Annotated in this window: 22 protein-coding genes, 1 tRNA gene, 1 pseudogene and 1 CRISPR repeat array (1 of these 25 only partly in view); of the genes and pseudogenes, 12 read left to right on the top strand and 12 right to left on the bottom strand. The window is 47.8% G+C overall.

Annotation, left to right across the window (positions count from 1 at the left end; all coding sequences use genetic code 11):
• Positions 1-43: direct repeats of the CRISPR family, unit length 29 nt; unit sequence CGGTTCATCCCCGTACATACGGGGAACAC (it extends 230 nt beyond the left edge of the window).
• 182 nt (positions 44-225) lie between these two features.
• A tRNA-Arg gene (locus tag OC443_RS08160) sits at positions 226-302 on the bottom strand.
• Positions 303-531: 229 nt separating this feature from the next.
• On the opposite strand from OC443_RS08160, the gene folD reads away from it, so the two are divergent.
• Positions 532-1,392: a bifunctional methylenetetrahydrofolate dehydrogenase/methenyltetrahydrofolate cyclohydrolase FolD gene (gene folD / locus OC443_RS08155; RefSeq protein ID WP_073585765.1), complete on the top strand. Its 861-nt coding sequence runs from the start codon at positions 532-534 to the stop codon at positions 1,390-1,392.
• A 538-nt stretch (positions 1,393-1,930) separates the two neighbouring features.
• Here the strand turns inward: folD and OC443_RS08150 are convergent.
• Both OC443_RS08150 and OC443_RS08145 read right to left on the bottom strand, forming a co-directional pair.
• Positions 1,931-2,905, bottom strand: coding sequence for a lytic murein transglycosylase (locus OC443_RS08150; protein WP_073585766.1), 975 nt, complete (start codon positions 2,903-2,905; stop codon positions 1,931-1,933).
• A 9-nt stretch (positions 2,906-2,914) separates the two neighbouring features.
• Positions 2,915-3,205 (bottom strand): YcgL domain-containing protein, encoded by a 291-nt coding sequence (locus tag OC443_RS08145; RefSeq protein WP_073585767.1) that lies wholly within the window; start codon positions 3,203-3,205, stop codon positions 2,915-2,917.
• Between the two features lie 254 nt (positions 3,206-3,459).
• Between OC443_RS08145 and minC the strand changes: the two genes are divergently transcribed.
• Genes minC through minE form a run of 3 tightly spaced genes read left to right on the top strand, consistent with a single transcriptional unit; the run spans position 3,460 to position 5,235 of the window.
• Complete coding sequence (gene minC / locus OC443_RS08140) at positions 3,460-4,122, top strand: septum site-determining protein MinC (RefSeq protein ID WP_073585768.1); 663 nt, start codon at positions 3,460-3,462, stop codon at positions 4,120-4,122.
• Positions 4,123-4,152: 30 nt separating this feature from the next.
• The gene (gene minD, locus OC443_RS08135; protein ID WP_073585769.1) at positions 4,153-4,965 is read left to right on the top strand and encodes a septum site-determining protein MinD; all 813 of its coding nucleotides are present in this window, start codon (positions 4,153-4,155) and stop codon (positions 4,963-4,965) included.
• Between the two features lie 3 nt (positions 4,966-4,968).
• The gene (minE, locus tag OC443_RS08130; protein ID WP_073585770.1) at positions 4,969-5,235 is read left to right on the top strand and encodes a cell division topological specificity factor MinE; all 267 of its coding nucleotides are present in this window, start codon (positions 4,969-4,971) and stop codon (positions 5,233-5,235) included.
• Between the two features lie 77 nt (positions 5,236-5,312).
• On the opposite strand, the gene rnd is transcribed toward minE, so the two are convergent.
• From rnd to OC443_RS08095, 7 genes and pseudogenes are all read right to left on the bottom strand, one after another.
• Complete coding sequence (gene rnd / locus OC443_RS08125) at positions 5,313-6,443, bottom strand: ribonuclease D (protein WP_073585771.1); 1,131 nt, start codon at positions 6,441-6,443, stop codon at positions 5,313-5,315.
• 124 nt (positions 6,444-6,567) lie between these two features.
• Positions 6,568-8,268, bottom strand: a complete 1,701-nt coding sequence (gene fadD / locus OC443_RS08120) for a long-chain-fatty-acid--CoA ligase FadD (protein ID WP_073585772.1) — start codon at positions 8,266-8,268, stop codon at positions 6,568-6,570.
• A 137-nt stretch (positions 8,269-8,405) separates the two neighbouring features.
• Positions 8,406-9,284 carry an alpha/beta fold hydrolase gene (locus OC443_RS08115; RefSeq protein ID WP_083601751.1) on the bottom strand — a complete coding sequence of 293 codons (879 nt, stop codon included), beginning with the start codon at positions 9,282-9,284 and terminating at the stop codon, positions 8,406-8,408.
• Positions 9,285-9,408: 124 nt separating this feature from the next.
• Entirely contained in the window at positions 9,409-9,723 is a 315-nt protein-coding gene (locus OC443_RS08110) for a chromosome partitioning protein ParA (protein ID WP_073585774.1), read from the bottom strand.
• Between the two features lie 43 nt (positions 9,724-9,766).
• Positions 9,767-10,468, bottom strand: coding sequence for a tRNA (adenosine(37)-N6)-threonylcarbamoyltransferase complex dimerization subunit type 1 TsaB (gene tsaB / locus OC443_RS08105; RefSeq protein ID WP_073585775.1), 702 nt, complete (start codon positions 10,466-10,468; stop codon positions 9,767-9,769).
• A 131-nt stretch (positions 10,469-10,599) separates the two neighbouring features.
• Positions 10,600-12,510: pseudogene (locus tag OC443_RS08100) on the bottom strand (ATP-dependent DNA helicase); the annotation flags it as partial.
• A 212-nt stretch (positions 12,511-12,722) separates the two neighbouring features.
• Entirely contained in the window at positions 12,723-12,923 is a 201-nt protein-coding gene (locus OC443_RS08095) for a hypothetical protein (RefSeq protein ID WP_073585776.1), read from the bottom strand.
• A 349-nt stretch (positions 12,924-13,272) separates the two neighbouring features.
• Here OC443_RS08095 and purU point away from each other — a divergent pair, with 349 nt between their 5' ends.
• The 3 genes from purU (at position 13,273) to ansA (ending at position 17,311) form a co-directional block, all read left to right on the top strand.
• Positions 13,273-14,106, top strand: a complete 834-nt coding sequence (gene purU, locus OC443_RS08090; RefSeq protein WP_073585777.1) for a formyltetrahydrofolate deformylase — start codon at positions 13,273-13,275, stop codon at positions 14,104-14,106.
• A 208-nt stretch (positions 14,107-14,314) separates the two neighbouring features.
• The gene (sppA, locus tag OC443_RS08085; protein ID WP_073585778.1) at positions 14,315-16,180 is read left to right on the top strand and encodes a signal peptide peptidase SppA; all 1,866 of its coding nucleotides are present in this window, start codon (positions 14,315-14,317) and stop codon (positions 16,178-16,180) included.
• 117 nt (positions 16,181-16,297) lie between these two features.
• Entirely contained in the window at positions 16,298-17,311 is a 1,014-nt protein-coding gene (gene ansA / locus OC443_RS08080; RefSeq protein ID WP_073585792.1) for an asparaginase, read from the top strand.
• Between the two features lie 74 nt (positions 17,312-17,385).
• Here ansA and OC443_RS08075 read toward each other — a convergent pair whose 3' ends face one another.
• A complete protein-coding gene (locus OC443_RS08075; RefSeq protein ID WP_073585779.1) occupies positions 17,386-17,691 on the bottom strand; it encodes a YeaC family protein in 306 nt (101 codons plus the stop codon).
• Positions 17,692-17,792: 101 nt separating this feature from the next.
• On the opposite strand from OC443_RS08075, the gene OC443_RS08070 reads away from it, so the two are divergent.
• Positions 17,793-18,641, top strand: coding sequence for a DUF2989 domain-containing protein (locus tag OC443_RS08070; RefSeq protein ID WP_073585780.1), 849 nt, complete (start codon positions 17,793-17,795; stop codon positions 18,639-18,641).
• A gap of 186 nt (positions 18,642-18,827) precedes the next feature.
• On the opposite strand, the gene msrB is transcribed toward OC443_RS08070, so the two are convergent.
• Entirely contained in the window at positions 18,828-19,229 is a 402-nt protein-coding gene (gene msrB, locus OC443_RS08065) for a peptide-methionine (R)-S-oxide reductase MsrB (RefSeq protein WP_073585781.1), read from the bottom strand.
• 405 nt (positions 19,230-19,634) lie between these two features.
• Between msrB and gap the strand changes: the two genes are divergently transcribed.
• From gap to OC443_RS08045, 4 genes are all read left to right on the top strand, one after another.
• Positions 19,635-20,630 (top strand): type I glyceraldehyde-3-phosphate dehydrogenase, encoded by a 996-nt coding sequence (gap, locus tag OC443_RS08060; RefSeq protein ID WP_073585782.1) that lies wholly within the window; start codon positions 19,635-19,637, stop codon positions 20,628-20,630.
• 151 nt (positions 20,631-20,781) lie between these two features.
• Positions 20,782-21,672: a D-hexose-6-phosphate mutarotase gene (locus OC443_RS08055; protein WP_073585793.1), complete on the top strand. Its 891-nt coding sequence runs from the start codon at positions 20,782-20,784 to the stop codon at positions 21,670-21,672.
• 99 nt (positions 21,673-21,771) lie between these two features.
• Positions 21,772-22,626: a 23S rRNA (guanine(745)-N(1))-methyltransferase gene (gene rlmA, locus OC443_RS08050; RefSeq protein WP_073585783.1), complete on the top strand. Its 855-nt coding sequence runs from the start codon at positions 21,772-21,774 to the stop codon at positions 22,624-22,626.
• Between the two features lie 128 nt (positions 22,627-22,754).
• Positions 22,755-23,108, top strand: a complete 354-nt coding sequence (locus OC443_RS08045) for a hypothetical protein (protein WP_073585784.1) — start codon at positions 22,755-22,757, stop codon at positions 23,106-23,108.
• Positions 23,109-23,138: the final 30 nt, after the last annotated feature.

Genomic DNA, 23,138 nt, shown 5'->3' with positions numbered 1-23,138 from the left:
GCCCCATTGCATAGCGGTTCATCCCCGTACATACGGGGAACACTCTGATTGTAGATCACTGATTTACATAAATAAAATCTGCACTTCAAAATCTACCAGATTTTTTGCACCCAAAACAGTGGCTTTCCGCGACGAAAATAAGCCCGCAAAATCCCGCTGCGGGCTGAGCTGCAAAGCAGAAATGAAAAAGCCCCAGCATCAAATGATGCTGGGGCCTGAAATAAGTGGCGCGCCCTACAGGATTCGAACCTGTGACCACATGCTTAGAAGGCACGTGCTCTATCCAGCTGAGCTAAGGGCGCGTTACGGGAGGGAATTATACGAGTTAAAAAACGTAAATCAACGAATTTATTCTGTTTAACATTCTAAGTGCCTAAAAATTTAGCATTTCTTATATTTTCTGCGAAAAAAATACACAGGCAAACGTTTGCCTGTGGATGTTATGCTAAAGATCTGCGACAATGCGCGCGTTTCTACCCAAGAATAAAACCCGAGAATGTTTCTTCCTGATAAAAAAAATGATGGATACTTATGACTGCACAGATTATTGATGGAAAACTGATTTCCCAAACTGTTCGCTCTGAAGTCGCGGCCCGCGTGAAAGCCCGGACAGAAGCCGGATTACGTGCACCAGGTCTGGCTGTAATTCTGGTTGGTGATGATCCGGCGTCTCAGGTCTATGTCGGCAGCAAACGCCGGGCTTGCGATGAAGTCGGTTTTGTTTCTAAATCATTTGACCTGCCATTAAATACCTCTCAGCAAGCCCTGCTGGATTTAGTTGATCAACTCAACGCAGACTCTGAGATTGATGGTATTCTGGTTCAGTTGCCTTTACCGGCCGGCCTTGATGCAACACAGGTTCTTGAACGGATTCTCCCTGAAAAAGATGTCGATGGATTCCACCCTTATAATGTCGGACGGCTTGCACAGCGTATTCCGAAGCTTCGCTCCTGTACGCCGAAAGGGATCATTACCCTGATGGAAAGATACAATATCGAGCTGCGGGGCAAACATGCGGTTGTGGTTGGTGCTTCCAATATTGTCGGCCGCCCGATGACAATGGAGCTGCTGCTGCAAGGCTGTACCACAACCACCTGTCACCGCTTTACCCGTGATCTGGAAAGTCATGTCCGTCAGGCCGATTTGCTGGTCGTGGCTGTTGGTAAGCCAAACTTTATTCCGGGAGAATGGATTAAAGACGGGGCTGTTGTCATTGATGTCGGTATTAACCGTTTAGACAATGGCAAACTCTCCGGGGATATTGAATATGATATTGCCAGTGAGAAAGCAAGCTATATCACGCCGGTTCCCGGCGGTGTCGGGCCGATGACAGTCGCGACTCTGATTGAAAATACCATGCTGGCCTGTGAGCAGTTCCACAACAAAGGCTGAAAAAGCTGACTTTCGGCAGATTCATGTCCGCAAGCCCCTTTAATCGCTTCTTTTATCTTTGCCGGCTCTGATGCCGGCAAAATTTTATCCTGATTACCCGGATTTCAGATAAAAAAAAACCACCGTCTATAACAAACGGTGGTGGTGTTAAAATAAAAAAAGGTAATAACCGACCACATAAAATGTGGTTTTGAACGCTGACGGATTCTGAATATTGTGTGAGGATTCAGAGTCCGGCAACAATTCAAGCGTAACTTTCGCCTTCAATACCAGGAGGAGGATCTCCGGTTCCGGTTACATCAGAATATTACTTCGTTATCAGATGAGGCTTACAACGAATTAATATTCTGGCGCGCAACGATATTGTGTCAATATAAACAACATGTCTGCCAAAACAATATCGCATGATGACCGCATAAAAAAAACTGACCTTACCTTTCTTTACTTTCGTCTTTACTTTGCTTTACAAAACCCGGCTTTCCGGTCAAAAAAAAACCTGTCATATGACAGGCTTAAGGTGATTTGATTCATAAATGATTCAGCGACTGACAATCCTGTCTGCCAGATGGCTGACTGCCAGCGCAAAATAGTGCGAACGATTCCACTTCATCAACACATTGTAATTATTGTAAATCAGATATGCCCGGCCTTTCTCATCATCCGGTGCCACCAACCATGCTTTGATCTCTTTTGCCGGTGCGGGCAACGGCTGGCCGTTATAACGGGTTACGCCCAGCCGACGCCATTCCCGGAGTGTTTTAGCTTTGCCTTTATGGCGTCCTTCCAGCGACATATCAAAACCACGCGGTAAATGCACCTGACGCCCCCAGCGGTACTGATTATCCCAGCCGGAGCGGTGCAGGTAATTGGCAGTCGAAGCAAACACATCGGCTTTGGTTTTCCAGATATCAATCTTACCGTCATGATTACCGTCAACGGCAAATGTTAAGAAAGAGCTGGGCATAAACTGACACTGCCCCATGGCTCCGGCCCACGAGCCTTTCATGTCATGCGGGTCAATATGATCATCTTCAATGATTTTCAGGGCGGCCATCATCTCTTTACGGAAAAATGCTTCACGGCGGCCATCATAAGCCAGGGTTGCCAGCGCACTCATTACATAATGACGGCCCGTCAGCGCACCGAAATTACTCTCCACACCCCACAGAGCAACAATATACTGCGGCTGAACACCATATTCCCGGCTGACCTGCTGCAACGCGGCATAATGTTTTTGGTAGAGTTTCTTTGCTTTTTTTACTTTCCAGTCAGGCACTGCCCGCGGAATATATTCATCCAGCGTCAGCTTCTTTTCAGGCTGGTTTTTATCGGCCACAACCGTACGGTGTCTGTACGCTACATCACGAAATGCGGCTTCTACAGTTTCATGTGAGATGCCGGCCTGCTCAGCCTGCTGTTTAAATGCATCAATGTACGCTTCGAATGAAACTGTCCGGGCGCTCGCCGTCAGGCTCAACATCATCCCTAATCCGGCTAACCATAACCTCTTCATCTTATCTCCCTACTCTGTGTGCGACTGCATTTGTGCTGCTTTCATCGCTTTATACGTTTCAAGTACATTTTCCGGTGGTGGTGGCAACTGAAGAAAAAAACCATCAGATTCCAGTGACGCTTTCACCTTATTGACATCAACATGCGCCAGTTTTCTCCCTTCCAGATTAAATGTCATCATCAGAGAAGGTGGGCCGAACATGGTCATCAGCTGTTCCGGAACCTGAGAAAAGTCCCCTTTTTTCATCACGTACAAATACGCACCATCTTTACGAATACTTTTATAAACAGAGCACAGCATGATTTGCCTTTTTCTTCAAGATTTCAGTAGACCGGATTTATCATTTTATCAATCACACTCATATCAATGACCTTTACTGAACATAAAATTAACAATAAAAACGTCAATGTGTGGATAAGATAACTTGCCGAGTTAAGTCAGTGAATATAACATGACGAACCTGAGCATTGTGAAGCTTTCTGAAGTTGTTCAGAACCGCTTCATTTCAGAAGTACCTTTCTAAAAATACTTAAAGACTGAGGTCCGGCTTATTTATGTCATTATTACCTGACTTAAAAGGTAGCAGTTTTACTTTGTCAGTACTACATCTGACCGATAACGATATTTCAAAAACACTGACTCTGCTGAAAGAGAAAATCACCCAGGCGCCGGCCTTTTTTGCCTTTGCACCGGTGGTTATTAATGTGTCTCAGGTGAAGGAAGATATCGACTTCAGTCAGCTAAAACACTGTATCCACGAAGTCGGGATGGTTCCGGTCGGCATTGCCGGCGCCAAAGACAAGCGCACACAAAATCAGGCGACTGCCGCCGGGTTTGCGGTGATGACGGCCAGTAAAGCGCCTTCTCAGGCCCCTGCAGAAATGCAACCGGCAAAAGTGGTCAGGCATCCGATCCGTTCCGGTCAGCAAATCTACGCCAAAGATGCGGATTTAGTGATTCTGAATCATGTCAGCCCCGGCGCTGAAGTCATTGCAGATGGTTCTATTCATATTCACGGCAACCTGAAAGGTCGTGCAATTGCCGGTGCAAGCGGACAAAAAGAAGCTAAAATTATATGTAATAACTTGCAGGCGGAACTGGTTTCAATAGCCGGGAACTACTGGCTGAGTGAGCAGATCGCTGAAGATTTCTGGCAGCAAAAAGTCATTCTCAGCTATAACGATGAAACGCTTCATGTTGACAAATTAACAATTTAACAAACAGATAATGAAAGGAAAGCAAAACCAATGGCACGTATTATTGTTGTGACGTCCGGGAAAGGCGGCGTAGGGAAAACAACTTCAAGTGCAGCAATTGCGTCGGGATTAGCCCTGAAAGGTAACAAGACTGTCGTGATCGATTTTGATATCGGCTTGCGCAATCTCGATCTGATTATGGGATGTGAACGTCGGGTTGTTTACGATTTCGTCAATGTCATTCAGGGTGAAGCGACCCTGAATCAGGCCATGATCAAGGACAAACGCACTGAAAACTTATTTATCCTTCCCGCGTCCCAAACCAGAGATAAAGATGCACTTACCCATGATGGCGTGAAACGTGTGCTTGATGAACTCAATGATATGGAGTTTGACTTTATTATTTGTGACTCTCCGGCAGGTATTGAACAGGGCGCGCTGATGGCACTCTACTTTGCCGATGAAGCGATTATTACCACCAACCCGGAAGTCTCTTCCGTCCGGGACTCTGACCGGATTCTGGGCATTCTTGATTCAAAGTCGTTGCGTGCAGAGCAAGGGCTGGAACCGATTAAGCAACACTTACTGCTGACCCGTTATCATCCGGCCCGGGTGAATCAGGGAGAAATGCTGAGTATTCATGATGTTGAAGACATTTTGCATATCCCGCTGATGGGTGTGATTCCTGAAAGTCAGGCGGTGCTGAATGCGTCTAACAAAGGAATTCCGGTGATCTTCGATGAACAGTCTGATGCCGGACAAGCGTATCTGGATACAGTGGATCGTCTGCTTGGCAATGCGGTTGAATTTCGTTTTCTGACCGAGCCGAAACGTGGTATTTTTCAGCGGTTGTTCGGAGGCTAAATCATGTCATTACTTGAGTTCTTCCGCCCGAAAAAACAGACATCAGCCAGTATGGCAAAAGAGCGGTTACAGATCATTGTTGCCGAACGCCGCAGCCATGACGACCCGGCGCCGGATTATCTGCCACAGCTGAAAGAAGACATTCTGAAAGTGATTGCAAAATATGTCGATGTGAATCCGGACATGGTTGAGCTGTCATTTGAACAGAAAGACGATGAACTGGCTGTACTTGAGCTGAATGTCAAACTGCCCGATGATGAAAATGACTGACAGAAAATAATATCAGCACATATTGCACACAAAAACGCCGTGGTCATCACGGCGTTTTTTATTCCCGGAATCCGTTCTTATTCCGCGGATGACTTAATCATCTGATATAAGGTCTCACCCAGCAGTGGCTTTCTCCAGCCCTGCATCAAATCCGGAGTTTTATTCCCGGCTTCCTGATGTTTCCAGATCCAGCTGATCAGATCATTTAACTGCTTACGTGATGCCACAAATTCAGTCGCAAGGTTCTGCGCTTCCGCCACCTCATTTACCTTCGTTTTCAGCACCTTAAACAGCTGCTTATATCCCGGATAGTCAGACACAGGCACAATCGTTGCCGGATACTGGTCTGCTTCCAGTTCCTGAGCTTTTCTGACCAGCTGACAAATATGGTTACCACTGCGTTTAACAAATTTGGGATGAATGCCTTCAGCCAGCATACGTTTTGTCGCATTCAGCCCTAAACGGGCAATGGTCAGTAGCTCGGCCTCTTTGACCACAAAGTTTAACGCCAAATCCCGCTTCATCGCTTCTTCAAGGCGCCAGCTGGCAATCAGCTTCAGAGTCGCCAGCTGTCTCGGTTTCAGCTGCCACGCACCTTTGACATTCAGATACGCTTTTTCAACATCCGGCGCGACAATTCGTTTTTGGCTCTGCAGCATAGATTCTTCATCAGCCGCTTCCCGCCATGCAGTGGATTCCAGACGCTCAGACAGATGCTGATAGACCGGCATCAGGTAAAATACATCTGCCGCGGCATATTCGAGCTGTCTTGGTGACAGCGGCCTCGCCATCCAGTCGGTGCGGGATTCACTTTTATCCAGCTCAATGCCAACCACATCATTGACCAGCGCAGCAAATCCGGTTGATAAACCGTATCCGAGAAAGGCAGCCATAATCTGCGTATCCAGCATCGGTGCCGGCGTACAGTCAAACTCATGGTAAAACACTTCCAGATCTTCACCACAAGCATGTAATACTTTCAACACATCCGGTGCCTGCAGCAAGCGGACAAATGGCGACATATCTTGGATTCTCGTCGGGTCAATCAGGGAAAGTGTTTCCCCGTCATACAGCTGGATCAACCCCAGCTTCGCATGAAAAGTTCTGATCCGGACAAACTCGGTATCCAGCATCACCACCGGATGCGCCATCGCTTGTGTACATACTGCTGCCAGTTCTTCAGAACCGGTAATTATTTGATATTCCACTAATAACCTGCTTATTTTGTTTAATCCGGGCAAGCTGAAAACAGAGTGTTCAACCTGCCGGGTATCTCAGGCGAATAAAAATGCCGACACGGGCGCCGGCATTTCCACAACCTGATCAGGCCTGTTACGCCTGTTCCATTGTCTGTTGTGCTTCCAGTGCCAGACTTTGTTCTTTGAGTGCGCGGCGCAAAATTTTACCGACATTGGTTTTTGGCAATTCATCCCGGAATTCCACCAGTTTCGGAATCTTATAACCGGTCAGGTATTCACGGCAATGCGTGATAATTTCTTCCTTGGTTAGAGACAAATCACGCTTAACCACCACGACTTTGACAATTTCTCCGGAAACATGATGCGGCTCGCCGATGGCTGCGACTTCCAGCACTTTATCATGCATAGAAACCACATCTTCAATCTCATTCGGATACACATTAAACCCGGAGACCAGAATCATATCTTTTTTGCGGTCAACAATATAGAACACGCCCTGCTCATCACACCGGACCACATCTCCCGTAGACAGCCAGCCATCTTCAGTCAGCACTTCACGGGTTGCCGCTTCATTATTCCAGTAACCCCGCATGACCTGCGGACCACGAACCTGGAGCTCTCCCACCTGATCAAACGGCAGCACTTCCCCATCGTCATTGACAATCCGCAACTCAGTCGAAGGCACAGGAATCCCGATAGCACCGGTATATTCCGTTTCATCGTAAGGGTTTCCGGCAACCAGTGGCGAACATTCTGTCAGGCCATAACCTTCAAGTAAATGTCTGCCGGTCACCTGCTTCCACCTTTCTGCAACCGCGCGCTGGACGGAAGTGCCGCCCGCGACAGACAGCCGCATATGGGAAAAATCAATCTGATCGAACGCTTCATTGTTTAATAATGCATTAAACAAGGTATTCACACCGGTAATCGCAGTAAACGGATAACGCTGCAACTCTTTGACGAAACCGGGAATATCCCGCGGGTTGGTAATCAGAAGGTTTTGCCCGCCCATTTCAATAAACAGCAGGCAATTCATACTCAGAGCAAAAATATGATAAAGCGGCAGCGCCGTCACAACCAGATCCCGGCCTTCAGAAAACAGACTGTTGTATGCAGCTTTGGCCTGCATCACGTTCGATACAACATTGCGGTGGGATAACACTGCCCCTTTCGCAACGCCGGTTGTACCACCGGTATATTGCAGAAACGCGATGTCATCGCCCTCAATCCGTGGCTTCACATACTGCAGACGCCGTCCCCGGCGAATCGCCTGACGCATCGAAACAGCGCCGGGAATATGATAGTGCGGGACAAGACGTTTGATATATTTCACCGCAAAATCTACCAGTGTCCCTTTTGCTCTGGGTAACATCTGGCCGAGGCTGGTGATGATAATATTTTTAACCGGGGTATTTTTCAGCACGGTCTGCAAAGAACAGGCGAAGTTGGACACAATGACAATGGTCTCCACTTCTCCGTCATTTAACTGATGTTCCAGCTCTCTGGGTTTATAGAGCGGATTGACATTCACAACAACTAATCCTGCCCGCAGCACCCCAAACAAGGCAACCGGATATTGCAGCAAATTAGGCATCATCAGCGCGACCCGGTCACCTTTTTTCAGGTGCAGTTCATTTTGCAGATATGCTGCAAAAGCACGGCTCCGCTCTTCCAGCTTGCGAAATGTCATGACCGTGCCCATATTGACAAATGCCGGCTGGTCAGCAAATTTTCTGACCGAATTTTCAAACATTTCAATCAGAGATGAATAATCATCAGGATGAATCGTATTCGGCACATCGTGTGGGCGACGCGCCAGCCAGGGTTGATTCACTTAAGATACTCCTCATACATGCGGTCATCTGCGATGCAGACAGCCGCCTTTATTTATTCTTTCAATCGACGCCGGACACTTCAGCACTAAACAACCAGTGTCTCGACTGAGTCATTCCCTGACGCTCCGGATCCTTATCAATAAAGTCCGGAAAGCTTTTGTCGTTTTCTCACCACGCCATCAATCATTTGTGCAACCTGATCAGGCTGCTCCAGATGGCAGTGATGTCCACCGGGTAAAGTATGAACTGTGATATTCTCCATCAAACTAAGTCGTTCCGGCTGCATGAGGTATTCATAACCCTGCGTACCGCGAATCAATGTGACAGGGCATTGAATTGCTTTCAGAATAGCAGTTGCGTGAGATTCTGCCATCCGGTACAGCGAGTCGGCTGATAACATCGGATCAGCCCGCCAGAACCAGCGGTCATCACGCATCTCCAGTCCCCGCTCAACCAGTGGCCGGATACATTTTTCCGCAACACCTGAACGATTCGCTCTGAGTGACAGCGCCTGTTGCAGACTCCGGAACCCTTTTTTCGCAACTTTGCGACGAATCCGCTCCCGGCTCAATACGCCGTTCCTGAGACGCCGGACACAATCCTGTGGCGATTCAGCCAACGGCCCGAGCGCTTCAATGAGAATTATATCACTAACCCTTTCCGGGAAAGCGGCACTATAACAACTTGCAATTAATCCACCAAGAGAATGGCCGGCTAAAATCACAGTTTTTGCCGGGATGTCCGTTAAAACTTGATGGACATCATCTATGTAATCGTGAAACGTATAATAATTCCCGGTGGATTTATGACCGGACAAACCATGCCCGGGCAGGTCAAGTGCGCAAAAATGGACTCCGGGCGTGTCCATTTCCAGCCGCGCCAGCACCGGGCTGAAACTGGCAGCATTATCCAGCCAGCCATGTAAAAAAACGACGGAGATGCCTGTGGCGGATGGTGTACCGGATTCAAGGGCAGCCAGTTGGTTGCCGGAAATATGATAGGTTTTTTGAGTCAGCATGATGTTACATTCAGGAGCCCGATCATCAGAACGATATCACCCGCCGCGTTCAGCGACGGGCAGAAAAGGCTATTTTACAATAAGATGACAGCGACATCACGGAATAAAGCAACAGGGTAAATCAGATGTAAATATCTACACCCAGCATTTGCGCCAGTTCTTCGCGCCGGGTCTGGTTCATCACATCAAAATACTCTTCCAACGCTTTCCTTGCCCGTCCTTCCGGTAAATCATACTGCAGATTATTCTGGTAATTCTCTGCGCTTTGAATCGCCTGTAATGAATGCGAAACCGCATTTGCGACCTGAGTCGGCTGACGGGTTCCCGCCGGAGACTGTGCTTTCTTCGCCTCCTGCTTTTTACCCGCCTTTGATGTTTTCGATGATTTTCCTGTCCCGGAAATCCCCGGTGGCGGCAATCCCTGTATCGAAACCATATTACTCCTTCACTGATTTTTTGTCTGATCTGAGCATCGTCGCTCAGGTACGTCCCGGCATTTTTTTCCAGGCCACCTGATCACGCAGGTACACCGGGCTTGCTTCTTCCGCGGTCACAGTTTCTCCCCGTTGCCAGGCCAGCGTCGCCAGAAAAGCAATATCTTCAGCGTCCGGGTAAAGCACTTCACCGCATACAACACTGAATGGCAGGCCTGATAAAGCGTCCTGATATGCCTGCCAGCCGGTTCCGGCACCATACCATGTTTCCTGATCAGAATTCATCTGTGACACCAGAGTTTCTGGTGCAATGACACACTCTGGCGTCACCGCAGCCCAACGTTCGTCTTCCTGACGGGCATAACGGCCCCAGTAAACTTCGCTCATCCGGGCATCAATGGCAGCCGCCACGTGCGTCGCCCCGGCCTGGCGGTATGCGCCCTGCGCCATCGCTTCCAGTGTTGACACCGGAATCACAGGTAATCCGGCACCAAACGCCAGCCCCTGCGCAATGCCAACCCCAATCCGGACTCCGGTAAAACTGCCCGGCCCGCGGCCAAATGCCAATGCATCCAGTGCATTCAGCGTCATTCCTGATTCTTTCAGTACTTCATCCACCATCGGCAGGATTTTTTGTGCATGCCCTCTTGGCGACACTTCCCGACGAACAAACCATTGGTCATCAACCACCAGCGCCACAGAACAGTGTTCTGTTGACGTATCAATCGCAAGAATTTTTACGCTCATTTAACTCTCTAATTTATTTTCTGTCAGGAATGATCAGACAGGGTTTTATGTTCACTTATTTCGCTGATTCCGCTTTTTTCATTGTCATGCGGTATGCCTTCAGACTGCGTTTCTTCAGGATGAGTCTCCGAAGCAGCCTGCTGCAAAAACTGCTGCACCAGGGTCAGATCTCTGGTGCGCGGAATCGACGGCAGACTGGCCAGAAATACACGGCCATAATCCCGGGTCACCAGCCGGTTATCGCAGATGATCAGCGCACCTTTATCCTGCGTGTCCCGGATCAGACGCCCGACGCCCTGCTTGAGGGTGATGACCGCCTCCGGTAACTGGACCTGATCAAACGGATCGCCGCCCTGCAAACGGCAGTCTTCTATCCGGGCTTTCAGCAACGGATCATCCGGCGCAGTAAACGGTAATTTGTCGATAATAACACAGCTTAGTGCATCACCTCTAACGTCGATCCCTTCCCAGAATGCACCGGTTGCAACCAGCAATGCATTGCCCAGCGACATAAACTCAGCCAGCGTCTTTCTTTTACTGGTTTCTCCCTGCAGCAGCACCGGTAACTCAAGTGCTTCCCGGAAACGTTCTCCCAGCTCACGCATCATATGGTGTGAGGTGCAGAGGAAAAAACAACGGCCCTGATTTTGCCGGATCACCGGCGTCAGCATCTCCACCAGCTTATCCGCCATGCCGGGTGAATTAGGCTCCGGCAAATAACGGGGCACACACAAGCGCGCCTGTGTTTGATAATCAAACGGACTGGGTAAAGAGAACTGCTGTGACGGCTCTAAGCCAAGGCGGTGACTGAAATGGCTGAAGTCATCATTCACTGCCAGCGTCGCGGAGGTGAAAATCCATGCGCCGGATTTCATCGCCATCTGTTCACGGAATTTTTCGGCCACCGATAATGGTGTGATATGTAAACCGAAATGGCGCTGAGTGGTGTCAAACCAATAAGAGTAGCCGGGTATCGAGACATCGCACACCCGTTTCAGGCGGGCTTTGATCAACGTGATGCGTTCAAACGCACTATCCAGCAACTGGCTGCGACCCAGCGCGATTTTCAGCACTTCATCAGCAAAGTCGAGACTTTCTTCCAGTCGTTGCACAGCGTCTTTAATCCGGGGCTGCGTGATCATATCCCGCCAGTTGCCCCGTTGTCCGGTTTCTCCCAAACACACCCGGATATCCAGTGCAGTATGCGTCAGCTTTTCACTGACCTTTTGCAACTGGCGCATATCTTTGGCTTCGGTGCGGTAACCAATTTCAATATCTTTGGCCAGCTCCGTGACCTGACGGCTGGTCAGAGACTGACCAAAATACTGACTGGCAATATCCGGCAGCTGGTGCGCTTCATCGAAAATAAAAATATCGGCTTCAGGAATCAGCTCACCAAAACCGGTCTCTTTCAGGGCCAGATCAGCGAGAAATAAATGATGGTTGACCACCACAACATCGGCATCCATCGCTTTTTTCCGGGCCTTGGAGACAAAGCAATCCTGAAACGACGGGCACTCGCGCCCGATGCAGTTATCGTTGGTCGAGGTAATCGTTGAAATAACCGGGCTGTCTTCCGGCAGGACTTCACACTCACCCAAATCACCGGTCTGTGTGGCGGACGACCATTCACGTACCTGAATCAGCTGGGAAAAACGCTGTTCATCGACTTCCGGGCTGTGGCTTTCCATGATTTGCCGGTTGAGGCGTTCAAAACACAGGTAATTGGCCCTGCCTTTCAGCAGCGAGACCTGCCCGAAAAAAGACAGTGCCTTGATCATCAGCGGTAAATCACGGTGGAACAACTGTTCCTGAAGATTTTTCGACCCGGTGCTGACAATGACTTTTTTGCCGCTCATCAGGGCCGGAATCAGATAGGCAAAAGTCTTGCCGGTGCCGGTACCGGCTTCAACCACCAGCTGACTCTGGTCAGTAATCGCCTGCGCGACCGCTTTTGCCATATCAATCTGAGCCTGTCTGGCCTGAAAACCGGGAATGGCCTGACTTAATGCGCCACCCGCAGAAAAAATCGTATCAGTCATGATGCAAAGAAAAAATGAATAATAGCCGATTATGTCAGGTTTCAGAACGGAGTGCGATCTCTTCTCCGGAAACCAGTAACAATTGCAGACAACAACAATGCTGACATCATCGACAGAGGATGAACAATCACAGGAAGTCACTCCGGCTATCAGGGCAGGCTGACCTGATAACAGCCGGATCATTCAGGCAAAAAGATGGGCAGCAAAGCCGTTTACCTTCGATTCAGATAACGATGCAGCCAGGGAGATGCTTCCACACCATTATCCCGGGTTGCAATAATTTTTGCCGCATCAGCTGGTGAAACCCGGTTTTCCCACATTTCTTCCAGCATCTCTTCGTCAACCATACTTTCTCCCAAAATTTCATTCACGCGTTCAGTATATAAACGCCGGGCAAGCAGATCTTTGTCCATGGCAACCACCTCAACTATGTTTAACAACAATTACAAAAGTTCAACAACCATTACAAAAGTTCAATAACCGTTACAAAATCAGAAATTTACCTTTTCAACCGGAGAAAATTATTATTAATCCATTCATTCCCATACCAAAAATGTCATGCAAACGATTGCCTTTTCAGTGAATCACAAAAGCACTTGTTTGCATACTTGCTGCCATTCCGGTCATTCCATGCACTTATTTAGTTGAAACTATCTTAAGAATAGATTAATTATATCCGTTACGCCGTGGGATATGTCATCATTCAGGCAATCCTGAAATTGTTTTTAGCTCAAAAAAATTCGTCGGAAACTATCAGTCATTATGGAAAGAAAAACACTCCTCACCCACTGTGTGGATGAGCCCGGATTAATCGCCAAGATCACCAATATCTGTTACAAGTATCAGCTCAATATCATTCACAATAATGAATTTGTTGATAATACCTGCGGCCACTTCTTCATGCGTACCGAACTGGAAGGTAATTTCAATGATGAAACGTTGCTTGATGATCTGAATCATGCCCTGCCTGAAGGCGCAACATACAAACTGGTTGACTCATGCCGCAAACGCATTGTGATTATGGTGACCAAAGAAGCCCACTGCCTGGGTGATATCCTGATGAAAAGTTTTGATGGTGCACTTGATGTGGAAATCGCTGCGGTGATCGGCAACTATGATCGGTTGCAGGGGCTGACGGAACGGTTTGATATTCCTTATCACTGTGTCTCGCATGAAGGGCTGGAGCGTGAAGAACACGAACAGCAGATGACTGAAATTATCGATCAGTATCAGCCTGACTATATTGTACTGGCAAAATATATGCGGGTACTGACACCGGACTTTGTAGAGAAATATCATCACCGGATCATTAATATTCACCACAGTTTCCTGCCGGCATTTATCGGCGCCAAGCCTTATCAACAGGCTTATCAGCGTGGGGTAAAAATCATCGGTGCAACCGCCCACTTTGTCACCAATGATCTGGATGAAGGGCCGATTATCAAACAGGATGTTATCCCGGTGGATCATACATTCAGCGCATCAGACATGGCGCAGGCCGGTCGTGATGTTGAAAAAAATGTTCTCAGTAAGGCGCTGAATAAAGTCCTGGATGATCACGTTTTCGTACACGGCAACAAAACCGTCATCCTGTAAGTGACTGATCACATCAGTCACCGCAACGGCAGCGAACTGAATCGCTGCCGTTTTTTTTTCTGTCATTTTTACCCGTATTTCCGGGAGCCTCATTCAAAGTTTATGATTGTTCCTGCTAAAGTTATCACGTAGGATCGCAAACGAATCTGACAGGCCCGTGGCCTGAATCAAACCACAACTTCAATCCATCCAAAGCAGCCAGAAAGTTATGAAAGCAATATTTAGATTTATCGGAACTCTCTTTAAGTGGATTTGGAAGTGTATCACTTTCATCCGTGTCACTATCATGAACCTGGTGTTTTTAATTCTTTTACTGGTGATTTATGGTGCTTATTTGCAGTCAGTTGATGAAACGGCAGTATCTGCTCCGCGTCAGCCTTCCGCACTGGTCCTGAACCTGTCCGGTCCGATTGTTGAAAAAGCCTCTTATCTGAAACCCATCGATTCCATCAGTCACTCCGTCTTAGGTGAATCTTTACCGAAAGAAAATGTGCTGTTTGATATCGTCGATACCATTCGTCACGCGAAAGATGACAAGCAAATCACCGGTCTGGTGTTGTCCTTGCAGGAAATGTCCGCAACCAATCTGACCAAACTGCGTTACATTGCCAAAGCAATTAATGAATTTAAAAGCAGTGGCAAACCTGTTTTTGCCATCGGTGATATTTACACACAAAGCCAGTATTATCTGGCCAGCTATGCTGACAAAATCTTTATGTCTCCGGATGGTCTGGTCTTACTGAAAGGTTACAGTGCCTACGGCATGTATTACAAAACGCTGCTGGATAAACTCGACATCAATACCCATATTTTCCGGGTTGGCACGTATAAGTCCGCGGTGGAACCGTTTATCCGTAATGATATGTCGCAGGCGGCCCGCAGGGCCAATTACCGCTGGGTCAATCAGCTGTGGGATGGCTATCTGAACGATATCGCCACCAACCGGCGCATCACATCTGACAGCCTCAAACTGTCTATGGATGATTTTCTTGCCCGTCTGGAAAGTGTCAAAGGCGATGTGGCCCGTTTGTCGCTGCAAATGGGGCTGGTTGATGAACTGGCACCCCGCAAGAAAGTCCGTGACGAGCTGACCCAGACATTTGGCAGTAACGACAAAGACAGCTATCAGTCTGTCAGTTATTACGACTATCAGGCATCATTGCCACCGAAAGTTTTAAATCAAAATCAACGGGTTGCTGTCGTGGTGGCATCCGGTACCATTATGGATGGCAAGCAACCGCAACGAAATGTGGTCGGTTCAGAAAATATCACGGCGCTGCTGAGAGAAGCACGCATGGATGATCAGGTGAAAGCCGTGGTTCTGCGGGTCGACAGCCCCGGTGGCAGCGCCTTTGCGTCTGAGGTCATCCGCAATGAAATTGACGCCCTGAAAGCTGCCGGTAAACCTGTAGTGGTTTCCATGTCCAGTCTGGCGGCTTCCGGCGGCTACTGGATTTCATCCAGTGCAGATAAAATCGTGGCACAGCCAACTACCCTCACCGGCTCTATCGGCATCTTCAGTGTTATCACGACATTTGAGAAAAGCCTTGATCGCATCGGGGTTTACACCGACGGTGTCGGCACAACGCCGTTCTCAGGTCAGGGCATTGCCACCGGCTTCTCTGATGGTGCGAAACAAGCCCTGCAAATGACGATTGAACACGGCTATCAGCGCTTTATTTCTCTGGTTGCCAAACACCGGAATATGAACGTCCGCGATGCGGATAAAATTGCGCAGGGCCGGGTCTGGACCGGTAAAGACGCACTGAAAATTGGTCTGGTTGATCAGTTAGGTGACTTTGATGATGCCGTCCGGATTGCTGCGGAGCTGGCACAACTACAGCCGCATCAGTATCAGCTTGACTGGATGGAAGAGCCGCTCTCTCCGATGGAAAAAATACTGATGGATGTGGTTTCAGAAACCCGTGCATCGCTGGGGCTGAATATTGAATCTCTGGTTCCGGAATCACTCAGACCGGTCACCAGACAAATCATCAATGACGCTTCGTTCCTGAATGAGCTGAATGATCCGAAAGGCCAGTATGCTTTTTGTCTCAATTGCCAGGTGAAATAAAAAAGCCTGAGACAGAAAAATTCACACCAGGGGATGAAGATTTCATCCCTTTTTTTATCGCTGAACGAATGTATAATCAGCGGCCTTAATGACCGAGAAATGAAGTACATTCCAGCCATGGCAAAAAAACATATCTATATCGCCTACACCGGTGGCACCATCGGTATGCAAAAATCTTCTCACGGCTATATTCCTGTCGCAGGCTTCATGGAAAAACAGCTGGCGGCAATGCCGGAATTCCATCGCCCGGAAATGCCTGAATACACGATTCACGAATATGCGCCCCTGATTGATTCATCGGATATGACCCCCGCGGACTGGCAGACAATCGCCGATGATATCCGGGAAAACTATGAGAAATACGATGGGTTTGTCATCCTGCACGGCACAGATACGATGGCCTATACCGCATCAGCCCTCTCCTTTATGCTGGAAAACTTAGGGAAGCCCGTCATCGTCACCGGTTCACAGATTCCGCTGGCCGAACTGCGCTCTGACGGTCAGGCGAACCTTCTGAATGCATTACACATTGCGGCTAATTATCCGATCAATGAAGTCACGCTGTTCTTCAACAATCAGCTGATGCGCGGCAACCGCAGTACAAAATCTCATGCCGATGGATTTAACGCCTTTACCTCACCAAATCTGCCCCCGCTGCTTGAGGCCGGTATCAATATTAAAGTCAGCAGCAATGTTGAACTGAATCAGCAGCCCGAAGGCGAATTTCGTGTCAGCAATATTACGCCACAACCTGTCGGTGTCATTACCATGTATCCGGGCATTTCCCACGAAGTCATTCGTAATACCCTGCTTCAGCCGGTCAATGCCATGATTCTGTTGACCTTTGGTGTCGGCAACGCGCCACAAAACAAGCCGTTGCTTGAACAGCTGAAAGACGCATCTGAGCGCGGAGTGATTGTGGTCAACCTGACTCAGTGTCTGGCCGGAAAGGTGAATATGAGTGGTTATGCCACCGGCTGTGCTCTGGCAGATGCCGGTGTCATCAGCGGATTTGATATGACGCCGGAAGCAGCGCTGGCGAAACTCCATTATCTGTTGAGTCAGGGGTTGTCTTATCCGGAAGTAAAAGCTGAAATGCAAAAAGTCCTGCGTGGTGAAATGACCCTGTAATCCTCATTCAGTCATCAACCGGCTTTCAGCAGAAAGCGGGTTGATACTGACATCAGACCATGACCACCAGCGGATTACCCGGCGTTATCCTGCGCCGGGTCATTGGTTCTGACCCGCAAAATCTCATTCTCATCTTTGGTTTGAAACTGTTGTTTCAGTTCAGATTTCGATTTAAAACAAACTTCGCCACCTGCGGCAATTGTCATATGTTCCGGTTCTGTATTATGCTTAGACTGAAACAGCATAACCGCCTGAATACAGGCATCACGTTGTTCCTGAGAAAGTGTCGTACCTTCAGGCCATTTGCCGGTTTCAACAGCATACAGCAAGCGCTGATATGCTTCGGGTGTGATAATTTCTATTAATTGTTGAGCATTCATAAGATTCTCTGTTTGAATCATTGACTGAGAATACACATAATGGTTGCCTAACATCTAACGTCAAGAAATACGCAATCAATACGAGTATTTGATCACAAGCCATGTATAAACAATTTCTGAAATATCTGACCATTGCCGGCATCCCGTTCGTTATCAGCGGATGTCTGGAAAATAAAAACAACACGGATAAACTGTGTAAAGACAATCCCGGATTGCGTTGTGAAGAGCTGAATATGCACGACGGCCAGTGCCGGCTGCCCCGGACCAACCTGGTCTGGCATCGGCTTGATGTTCTCAGGGATCCAACGGATATCAACAAAATTGAAGAATATAAGCTGACTCAGGAGTATAAAAAGTGCCTTGAAACTGCCGCCCAGATTCAGCCGATCAATCAGGCTGAAATCAAGAACAAGCGGGCGATGGCTTATGTCAATGCCGGTAATAGCATGGCTGCACTTGAAAAAGAGTTACTTAAGTACAACACAGCGGAGTCCTTATACTTCCTGTGGAGCCAGACCGGCAATAAACATGCCCGCCGTCAGTTTCTCCGGATGGAAGGCAGCCAGGAGCTGAACACTGCCAGAATGCAGTACGCACTGGCCACCTTTTATATTGATAAAGACCGGCAGAAAACCATCAAACTGTTGAACCGGGCACTTCAGCTGAGTGATCCGAAAACTCTGAATGTCAGTATTCTGGAATCTCTCGCCAGCTTAAACCGGTTGCTCAGACATAATGAGGATTCATATATCTGGGCGATTGTCGGTAAAGAGTATGGTGTTCCGGTTGCTTCGGAGCGGGACCTGAAAATCATCTACGGTTTTTCTGATGAAAAATTCAGTCAGCTCGATGATATTGCAGATAAGGTTATCAGTGCGATCAATAACAAACGCTTTAAGCCTTCTCTGATTGCCGAAGCGATGAATCCACCGGCACCAGCGGAAGAGTAATTCCCGCCACCGAATCATAAACGTGGTATATACCCAGGCAACCTGACAATGCATGATTCAGCGTACAGCCGAACGGCACAGTTCAAGGAAAGAGAATGCAGGAATGTACCACCTTTCAAATTATCCTGACACAGAAATGTAAATCCCTGTCAGACGGTCTTTTTCCGGGACAGGGATTTTTGTACCTTATGCGTCAGAGTCACCGTGAAATTTCAAAGAAACCGAATTCACACAGTAGCGCTCACCGGTAGTTGCCGGCCCGTCTTCAAACACATGACCGAGATGGCTGTCGCAGGCGGCACAGCGGATCTCCGTTCGCTGCATGCCATGACTGTCGTCCTGTAAATAACGGATCACTTCAGCATTGAGCGGCGCATCAAAACTTGGCCAGCCACACCCGGAATCGTATTTATTCTGATGAGAAAACAGTGGCGTCTTACAGCAGGTACACAGATAATGCCCCGACTCTTTATGATGAAGCAGTGTGCCGGAAAACGGTGGTTCCGTCCCCCGTTGCCGACAAATATGATACTGCTCATGGGTTAAATGTTCCTGCCAGTATGCATCCGATTTGTCGATTTTTTTCATACTTTCTCCCTTCTTGACTGATATTTTTTATGCTGACGTCTGAGTGATTTGAACACGAAATATCCGGTGTCACTCAGGGGGTTTTATTTTATGAGTTTTTTTTACGAAAAACTTGCACATCAATGATGTTGTAGCACATACTTTAACACCTTAACGCCTGTAAGGACGAAAAAACGAATCAGAATAAACACACTGATGTTTATCTGTTCGGTGTAAGATTCAGGATGTATCCGGTGATGATGGAGAGGTAATCACCGGTTTGCGGTTACCCAGTGATGAGATATCGTACTTTTTTGACTTTAAACAAGTTAAATCCGATTATCTGTTGCAGAACAAAGCCGGTTTCTGTAATTTTACAGCCAATTATTTTTAACCAAGAAATTAATAAGTTGTGGAGCAACTATAATGACTATCAAAGTAGGTATTAACGGTTTCGGCCGTATCGGTCGTTTCGTATTTCGTGCAGCACAAGAACGTAATGACATCGAAGTAGTAGGTATCAACGACCTGATCGATGTGGAATACATGGCTTACATGCTGAAGTACGATTCAACTCACGGTCGTTTCAACGGAACAGTTGAAGTAAAAGACGGTGCTCTGATCGTTAACGGCAAAACTATCCGTGTTACTGCTGAGCGTAACCCTGCCGACCTGAAATGGAATGAAATTGGTGTTGACGTTGTTGCTGAAGCAACTGGTCTGTTCCTGACTGATGAGACTGCGCGTAAGCACATCGAAGCTGGTGCGAAGAAAGTTGTATTAACAGGTCCTTCTAAAGATGCAACGCCAATGTTCGTTATGGGTGTTAACCATGCTTCTTACGCAGGTCAGGATATCGTTTCTAACGCGTCTTGTACAACAAACTGTCTGGCGCCTATCGCTAAAGTTCTGAACGACAACTTTGGTATCGAATCTGGTCTGATGACAACAGTTCACGCAACAACTGCAACTCAGAAAACTGTTGACGGTCCTTCTGCGAAAGACTGGCGTGGTGGTCGTGGTGCTGCTCAAAACATCATCCCATCTTCAACTGGTGCTGCTAAAGCAGTAGGTAAAGTTCTTCCTGAACTGAACGGTAAACTGACTGGTATGGCTTTCCGTGTACCAACAGCAAACGTTTCTGTTGTTGACCTGACTGTTAACCTGGAAAAAGCCGCATCTTACGATGACATCAAAGCGGCAATGAAAAAAGCTTCTGAAGGTGAACTGGCTGGTATCCTTGGCTACACTGAAGACGCAGTTGTTTCAACTGACTTCAACGGTGACACCCGCACTTCTATCTTCGATGGTGCTGCTGGTATCGCTCTGACTGACAAATTCGTTAAAGTTGTATCCTGGTACGACAACGAAATCGGTTATTCAAACAAAGTTCTGGACCTGATCTCTCACATCTCTAAGTAAGATCAGATTCTCAGACTGAAAGTTCAGAAGGCGACCTTGTGTCGCCTTTTTTCATTTCTTCAGCACAAAACCTTGCCATATCAGTACCACGCGTTATACGGTTAACATTGCATAAAAAACACAAAAAAAGCATAAACAGAGGACAAACATGATGGAACTACATAACTTACCTGTCGTCGCAAATCTTTCAGATAACGTCACGATTGTAGAGAAAGAGAAGATTAAAATTGTTCGCGTTGTCCATAAAAAGGCAACGGCAGGTATTTCTTTATTTGGTGGTCATGTTCTTTCCTATCAACCGGCCGGACAACCTGATCTGCTCTGGATGAGTGACGCTTCACTGTTTGATGGCGAAAAATCCATCCGCGGCGGTATTCCTGTTTGCTGGCCATGGTTTGGTGGTATCGGCAGCCCCAATCACGGATTTGCCCGGATTCAGGAATGGCAACTGGTTGAACACAGAGAAAGTGAAGCCGGTGTCGTCGTGAGCCTTGGGCTGAAATCCAGCGAAGCAACCCGGCATATCTGGCCGTATGAGTTTCATCTGCTATTGCATATTGCCATTGGTGATGAATTGCGTTTATCACTGGAAATCACCAACACCGATGAGAAAGTCTGGAATTTCTCCGGCGCGCTGCATTCCTATCTGAACATTGGTGATATTGAAAAAATCAGCACGACCGGTATGGGCAAAGAATACATCGATAAACTACAAAATAATCAGGTTTGTCAGGGCGGGGAAACGCTCACGCTCACTCAGGGAATTGATCGCATATACACCAGTCCGGATGAGCGTATCATCATGCAGGATCCAACACTCAACCGGGCACTGACTGTCGACAATACCGGCCACAATTCAGCCGTTTTGTGGAACCCGTGGGATGAACTGTCAAAAGCAATGAGTGACATGACGGATGATGCCTACCAGACTATGTTTTGTATTGAATCTGCAATTTTTTCTCCCTGCCTGTCTGCCGGTATCACGCTGCAACCCGGAGACAGTCATACACTGACTACCACAATCGCCGCTCAGAATATATAAAGATGACCAAAGCAAAGAGGCACTATCGTGTCTCTTTGCGCTTTCCCCGGTTACCCGGTAAACTGGCGCCCTTTTCAATCCGCGAACGGGAAAACCGCAATGCCCTATCAGTGTCCGCTTTGTCACGCTCCCCTGCATCAGAAACAACAAAGTTTCTCCTGCAGTAACAACCATCAGTTTGACATGGCAAAAGAAGGTTACGTCAATCTGATGCCGGTTCAGCATAAGCACAGCAAAGATCCGGGGGATAATAAAGACATGATGCAGGCCAGAAGACGCTTTCTGGAGCAGGGACATTACAACCCGCTGCGGGAAAAAGTCGCACAGCGTTGTCTTGAATTGCTGAACCTGCGGGAAAACAGCCATGTTCCTGAATTGCTGGATATCGGCTGTGGCGAAGGATTTTATACCGCTCATGTTGCTGAGTTACTGAACAGTACCAATGCTCAGGCTGAGATTTATGGTCTGGATATCTCTAAAACAGCGGTACGCTATGCCGCGAAACGCTATAAAAACTGCCACTTTTGTGTGGCATCCAGCCACCGCCTGCCTTTTGCCGATGAAAGCCTTGATGCGATACTCAGAATTTATGCGCCCTGCAAACCTGAAGAGCTGCAGCGCTGTATTCGTCCCGGCGGTCTGTTTATGACGGTGACGCCGGCAGCCAGACATCTGTATCAGTTGAAAGAACTGATTTATCAGCAGGTTCATCTGCATACCGATCAGGATGAATCCGGCCACGGGTTCGTGCTGGAATCACGTGAGAACCTGCATTACACCATGAAAATGACCGGCGCACAGGCACATGACCTGCTGCAGATGACACCTTTTGCCTGGAAAGCCAGTGAATCCGTGAAAGCCGATCTGCACAGCCGGGCATCATTTGACTGTGAAGCCGGTTTTACGCTGAGCATCTACCGGAAAACAGACAGAAAAGGCATAGCTTTTGCTTAAATTTATCTGAGGATTGTTCAGCTGAATAATAATGTTGAGTATCGCGGTATCTGGCAAAACAGAGAAAAATCACTCAAGTTTTTTATTCAGCCTCCGCTAACATAAGCAGAACACGGCAGGAGAGTTTTATGGACCCAATAAAATCAGGTGCATCGGTCTATTCATCTCAGGCGATGAAAGCAAAACCCGCGACTCCGGCAGCGCCACAGGCACAAAGTGACGCACAAGCAAAACCGTCGCAGGACAAAGTCACATTATCCGATGAAGGAAAAGCTTTGCTGGCAGCCTTGAAAGAGATTGATCATGAAAGTAAAGCCGCTGAAAAGGATAAAACTGTCGGTGACAAGGTTGAGTCTTTCACCTACGGCGCACTGGGTATGGAACACCCGGATAAGCTGGAAGAAGAGAATGATAGTTCCTATTCTGCGGGGCAATATCTTTCCGCAGCGGCAACAATTGGCAGCATCCTGTTGCTAATCTGATTGCCTCCCATCATTATTTCAGATCCCTTT

This window comes from Vibrio quintilis, assembly GCF_024529975.1.
GTDB classification, from domain to species: Bacteria; Pseudomonadota; Gammaproteobacteria; order Enterobacterales; family Vibrionaceae; genus Vibrio; species Vibrio quintilis.
The sequence above is the reverse complement of the archived record's forward strand: the minus strand, read 5'-3'. Positions and strand labels throughout refer to the sequence as shown.

What these genes read in the sequence shown, in the direction of transcription:
- ansA (WP_073585792.1), top strand. Translation starts at nt 16,298, where the DNA reads ATGGCAAAAAAACATATCTATATCGCCTACACCGGTGGCACCATCGGT.
- gap (WP_073585782.1), top strand. Translation starts at nt 19,635, where the DNA reads ATGACTATCAAAGTAGGTATTAACGGTTTCGGCCGTATCGGTCGTTTC.
- OC443_RS08150 (WP_073585766.1), bottom strand. Translation starts at nt 2,905, where the DNA reads ATGAAGAGGTTATGGTTAGCCGGATTAGGGATGATGTTGAGCCTGACG.
- purU (WP_073585777.1), top strand. Translation starts at nt 13,273, where the DNA reads ATGGAAAGAAAAACACTCCTCACCCACTGTGTGGATGAGCCCGGATTA.
- OC443_RS08055 (WP_073585793.1), top strand. Translation starts at nt 20,782, where the DNA reads ATGGAACTACATAACTTACCTGTCGTCGCAAATCTTTCAGATAACGTC.
- minE (WP_073585770.1), top strand. Translation starts at nt 4,969, where the DNA reads ATGTCATTACTTGAGTTCTTCCGCCCGAAAAAACAGACATCAGCCAGT.
- OC443_RS08110 (WP_073585774.1), bottom strand. Translation starts at nt 9,723, where the DNA reads ATGGTTTCGATACAGGGATTGCCGCCACCGGGGATTTCCGGGACAGGA.
- folD (WP_073585765.1), top strand. Translation starts at nt 532, where the DNA reads ATGACTGCACAGATTATTGATGGAAAACTGATTTCCCAAACTGTTCGC.
- OC443_RS08075 (WP_073585779.1), bottom strand. Translation starts at nt 17,691, where the DNA reads ATGAATGCTCAACAATTAATAGAAATTATCACACCCGAAGCATATCAG.
- OC443_RS08095 (WP_073585776.1), bottom strand. Translation starts at nt 12,923, where the DNA reads ATGGACAAAGATCTGCTTGCCCGGCGTTTATATACTGAACGCGTGAAT.
- OC443_RS08045 (WP_073585784.1), top strand. Translation starts at nt 22,755, where the DNA reads ATGGACCCAATAAAATCAGGTGCATCGGTCTATTCATCTCAGGCGATG.
- tsaB (WP_073585775.1), bottom strand. Translation starts at nt 10,468, where the DNA reads ATGAGCGTAAAAATTCTTGCGATTGATACGTCAACAGAACACTGTTCT.
- minC (WP_073585768.1), top strand. Translation starts at nt 3,460, where the DNA reads ATGTCATTATTACCTGACTTAAAAGGTAGCAGTTTTACTTTGTCAGTA.
- msrB (WP_073585781.1), bottom strand. Translation starts at nt 19,229, where the DNA reads ATGAAAAAAATCGACAAATCGGATGCATACTGGCAGGAACATTTAACC.
- sppA (WP_073585778.1), top strand. Translation starts at nt 14,315, where the DNA reads ATGAAAGCAATATTTAGATTTATCGGAACTCTCTTTAAGTGGATTTGG.
- rlmA (WP_073585783.1), top strand. Translation starts at nt 21,772, where the DNA reads ATGCCCTATCAGTGTCCGCTTTGTCACGCTCCCCTGCATCAGAAACAA.
- minD (WP_073585769.1), top strand. Translation starts at nt 4,153, where the DNA reads ATGGCACGTATTATTGTTGTGACGTCCGGGAAAGGCGGCGTAGGGAAA.
- OC443_RS08070 (WP_073585780.1), top strand. Translation starts at nt 17,793, where the DNA reads ATGTATAAACAATTTCTGAAATATCTGACCATTGCCGGCATCCCGTTC.
- OC443_RS08145 (WP_073585767.1), bottom strand. Translation starts at nt 3,205, where the DNA reads ATGCTGTGCTCTGTTTATAAAAGTATTCGTAAAGATGGTGCGTATTTG.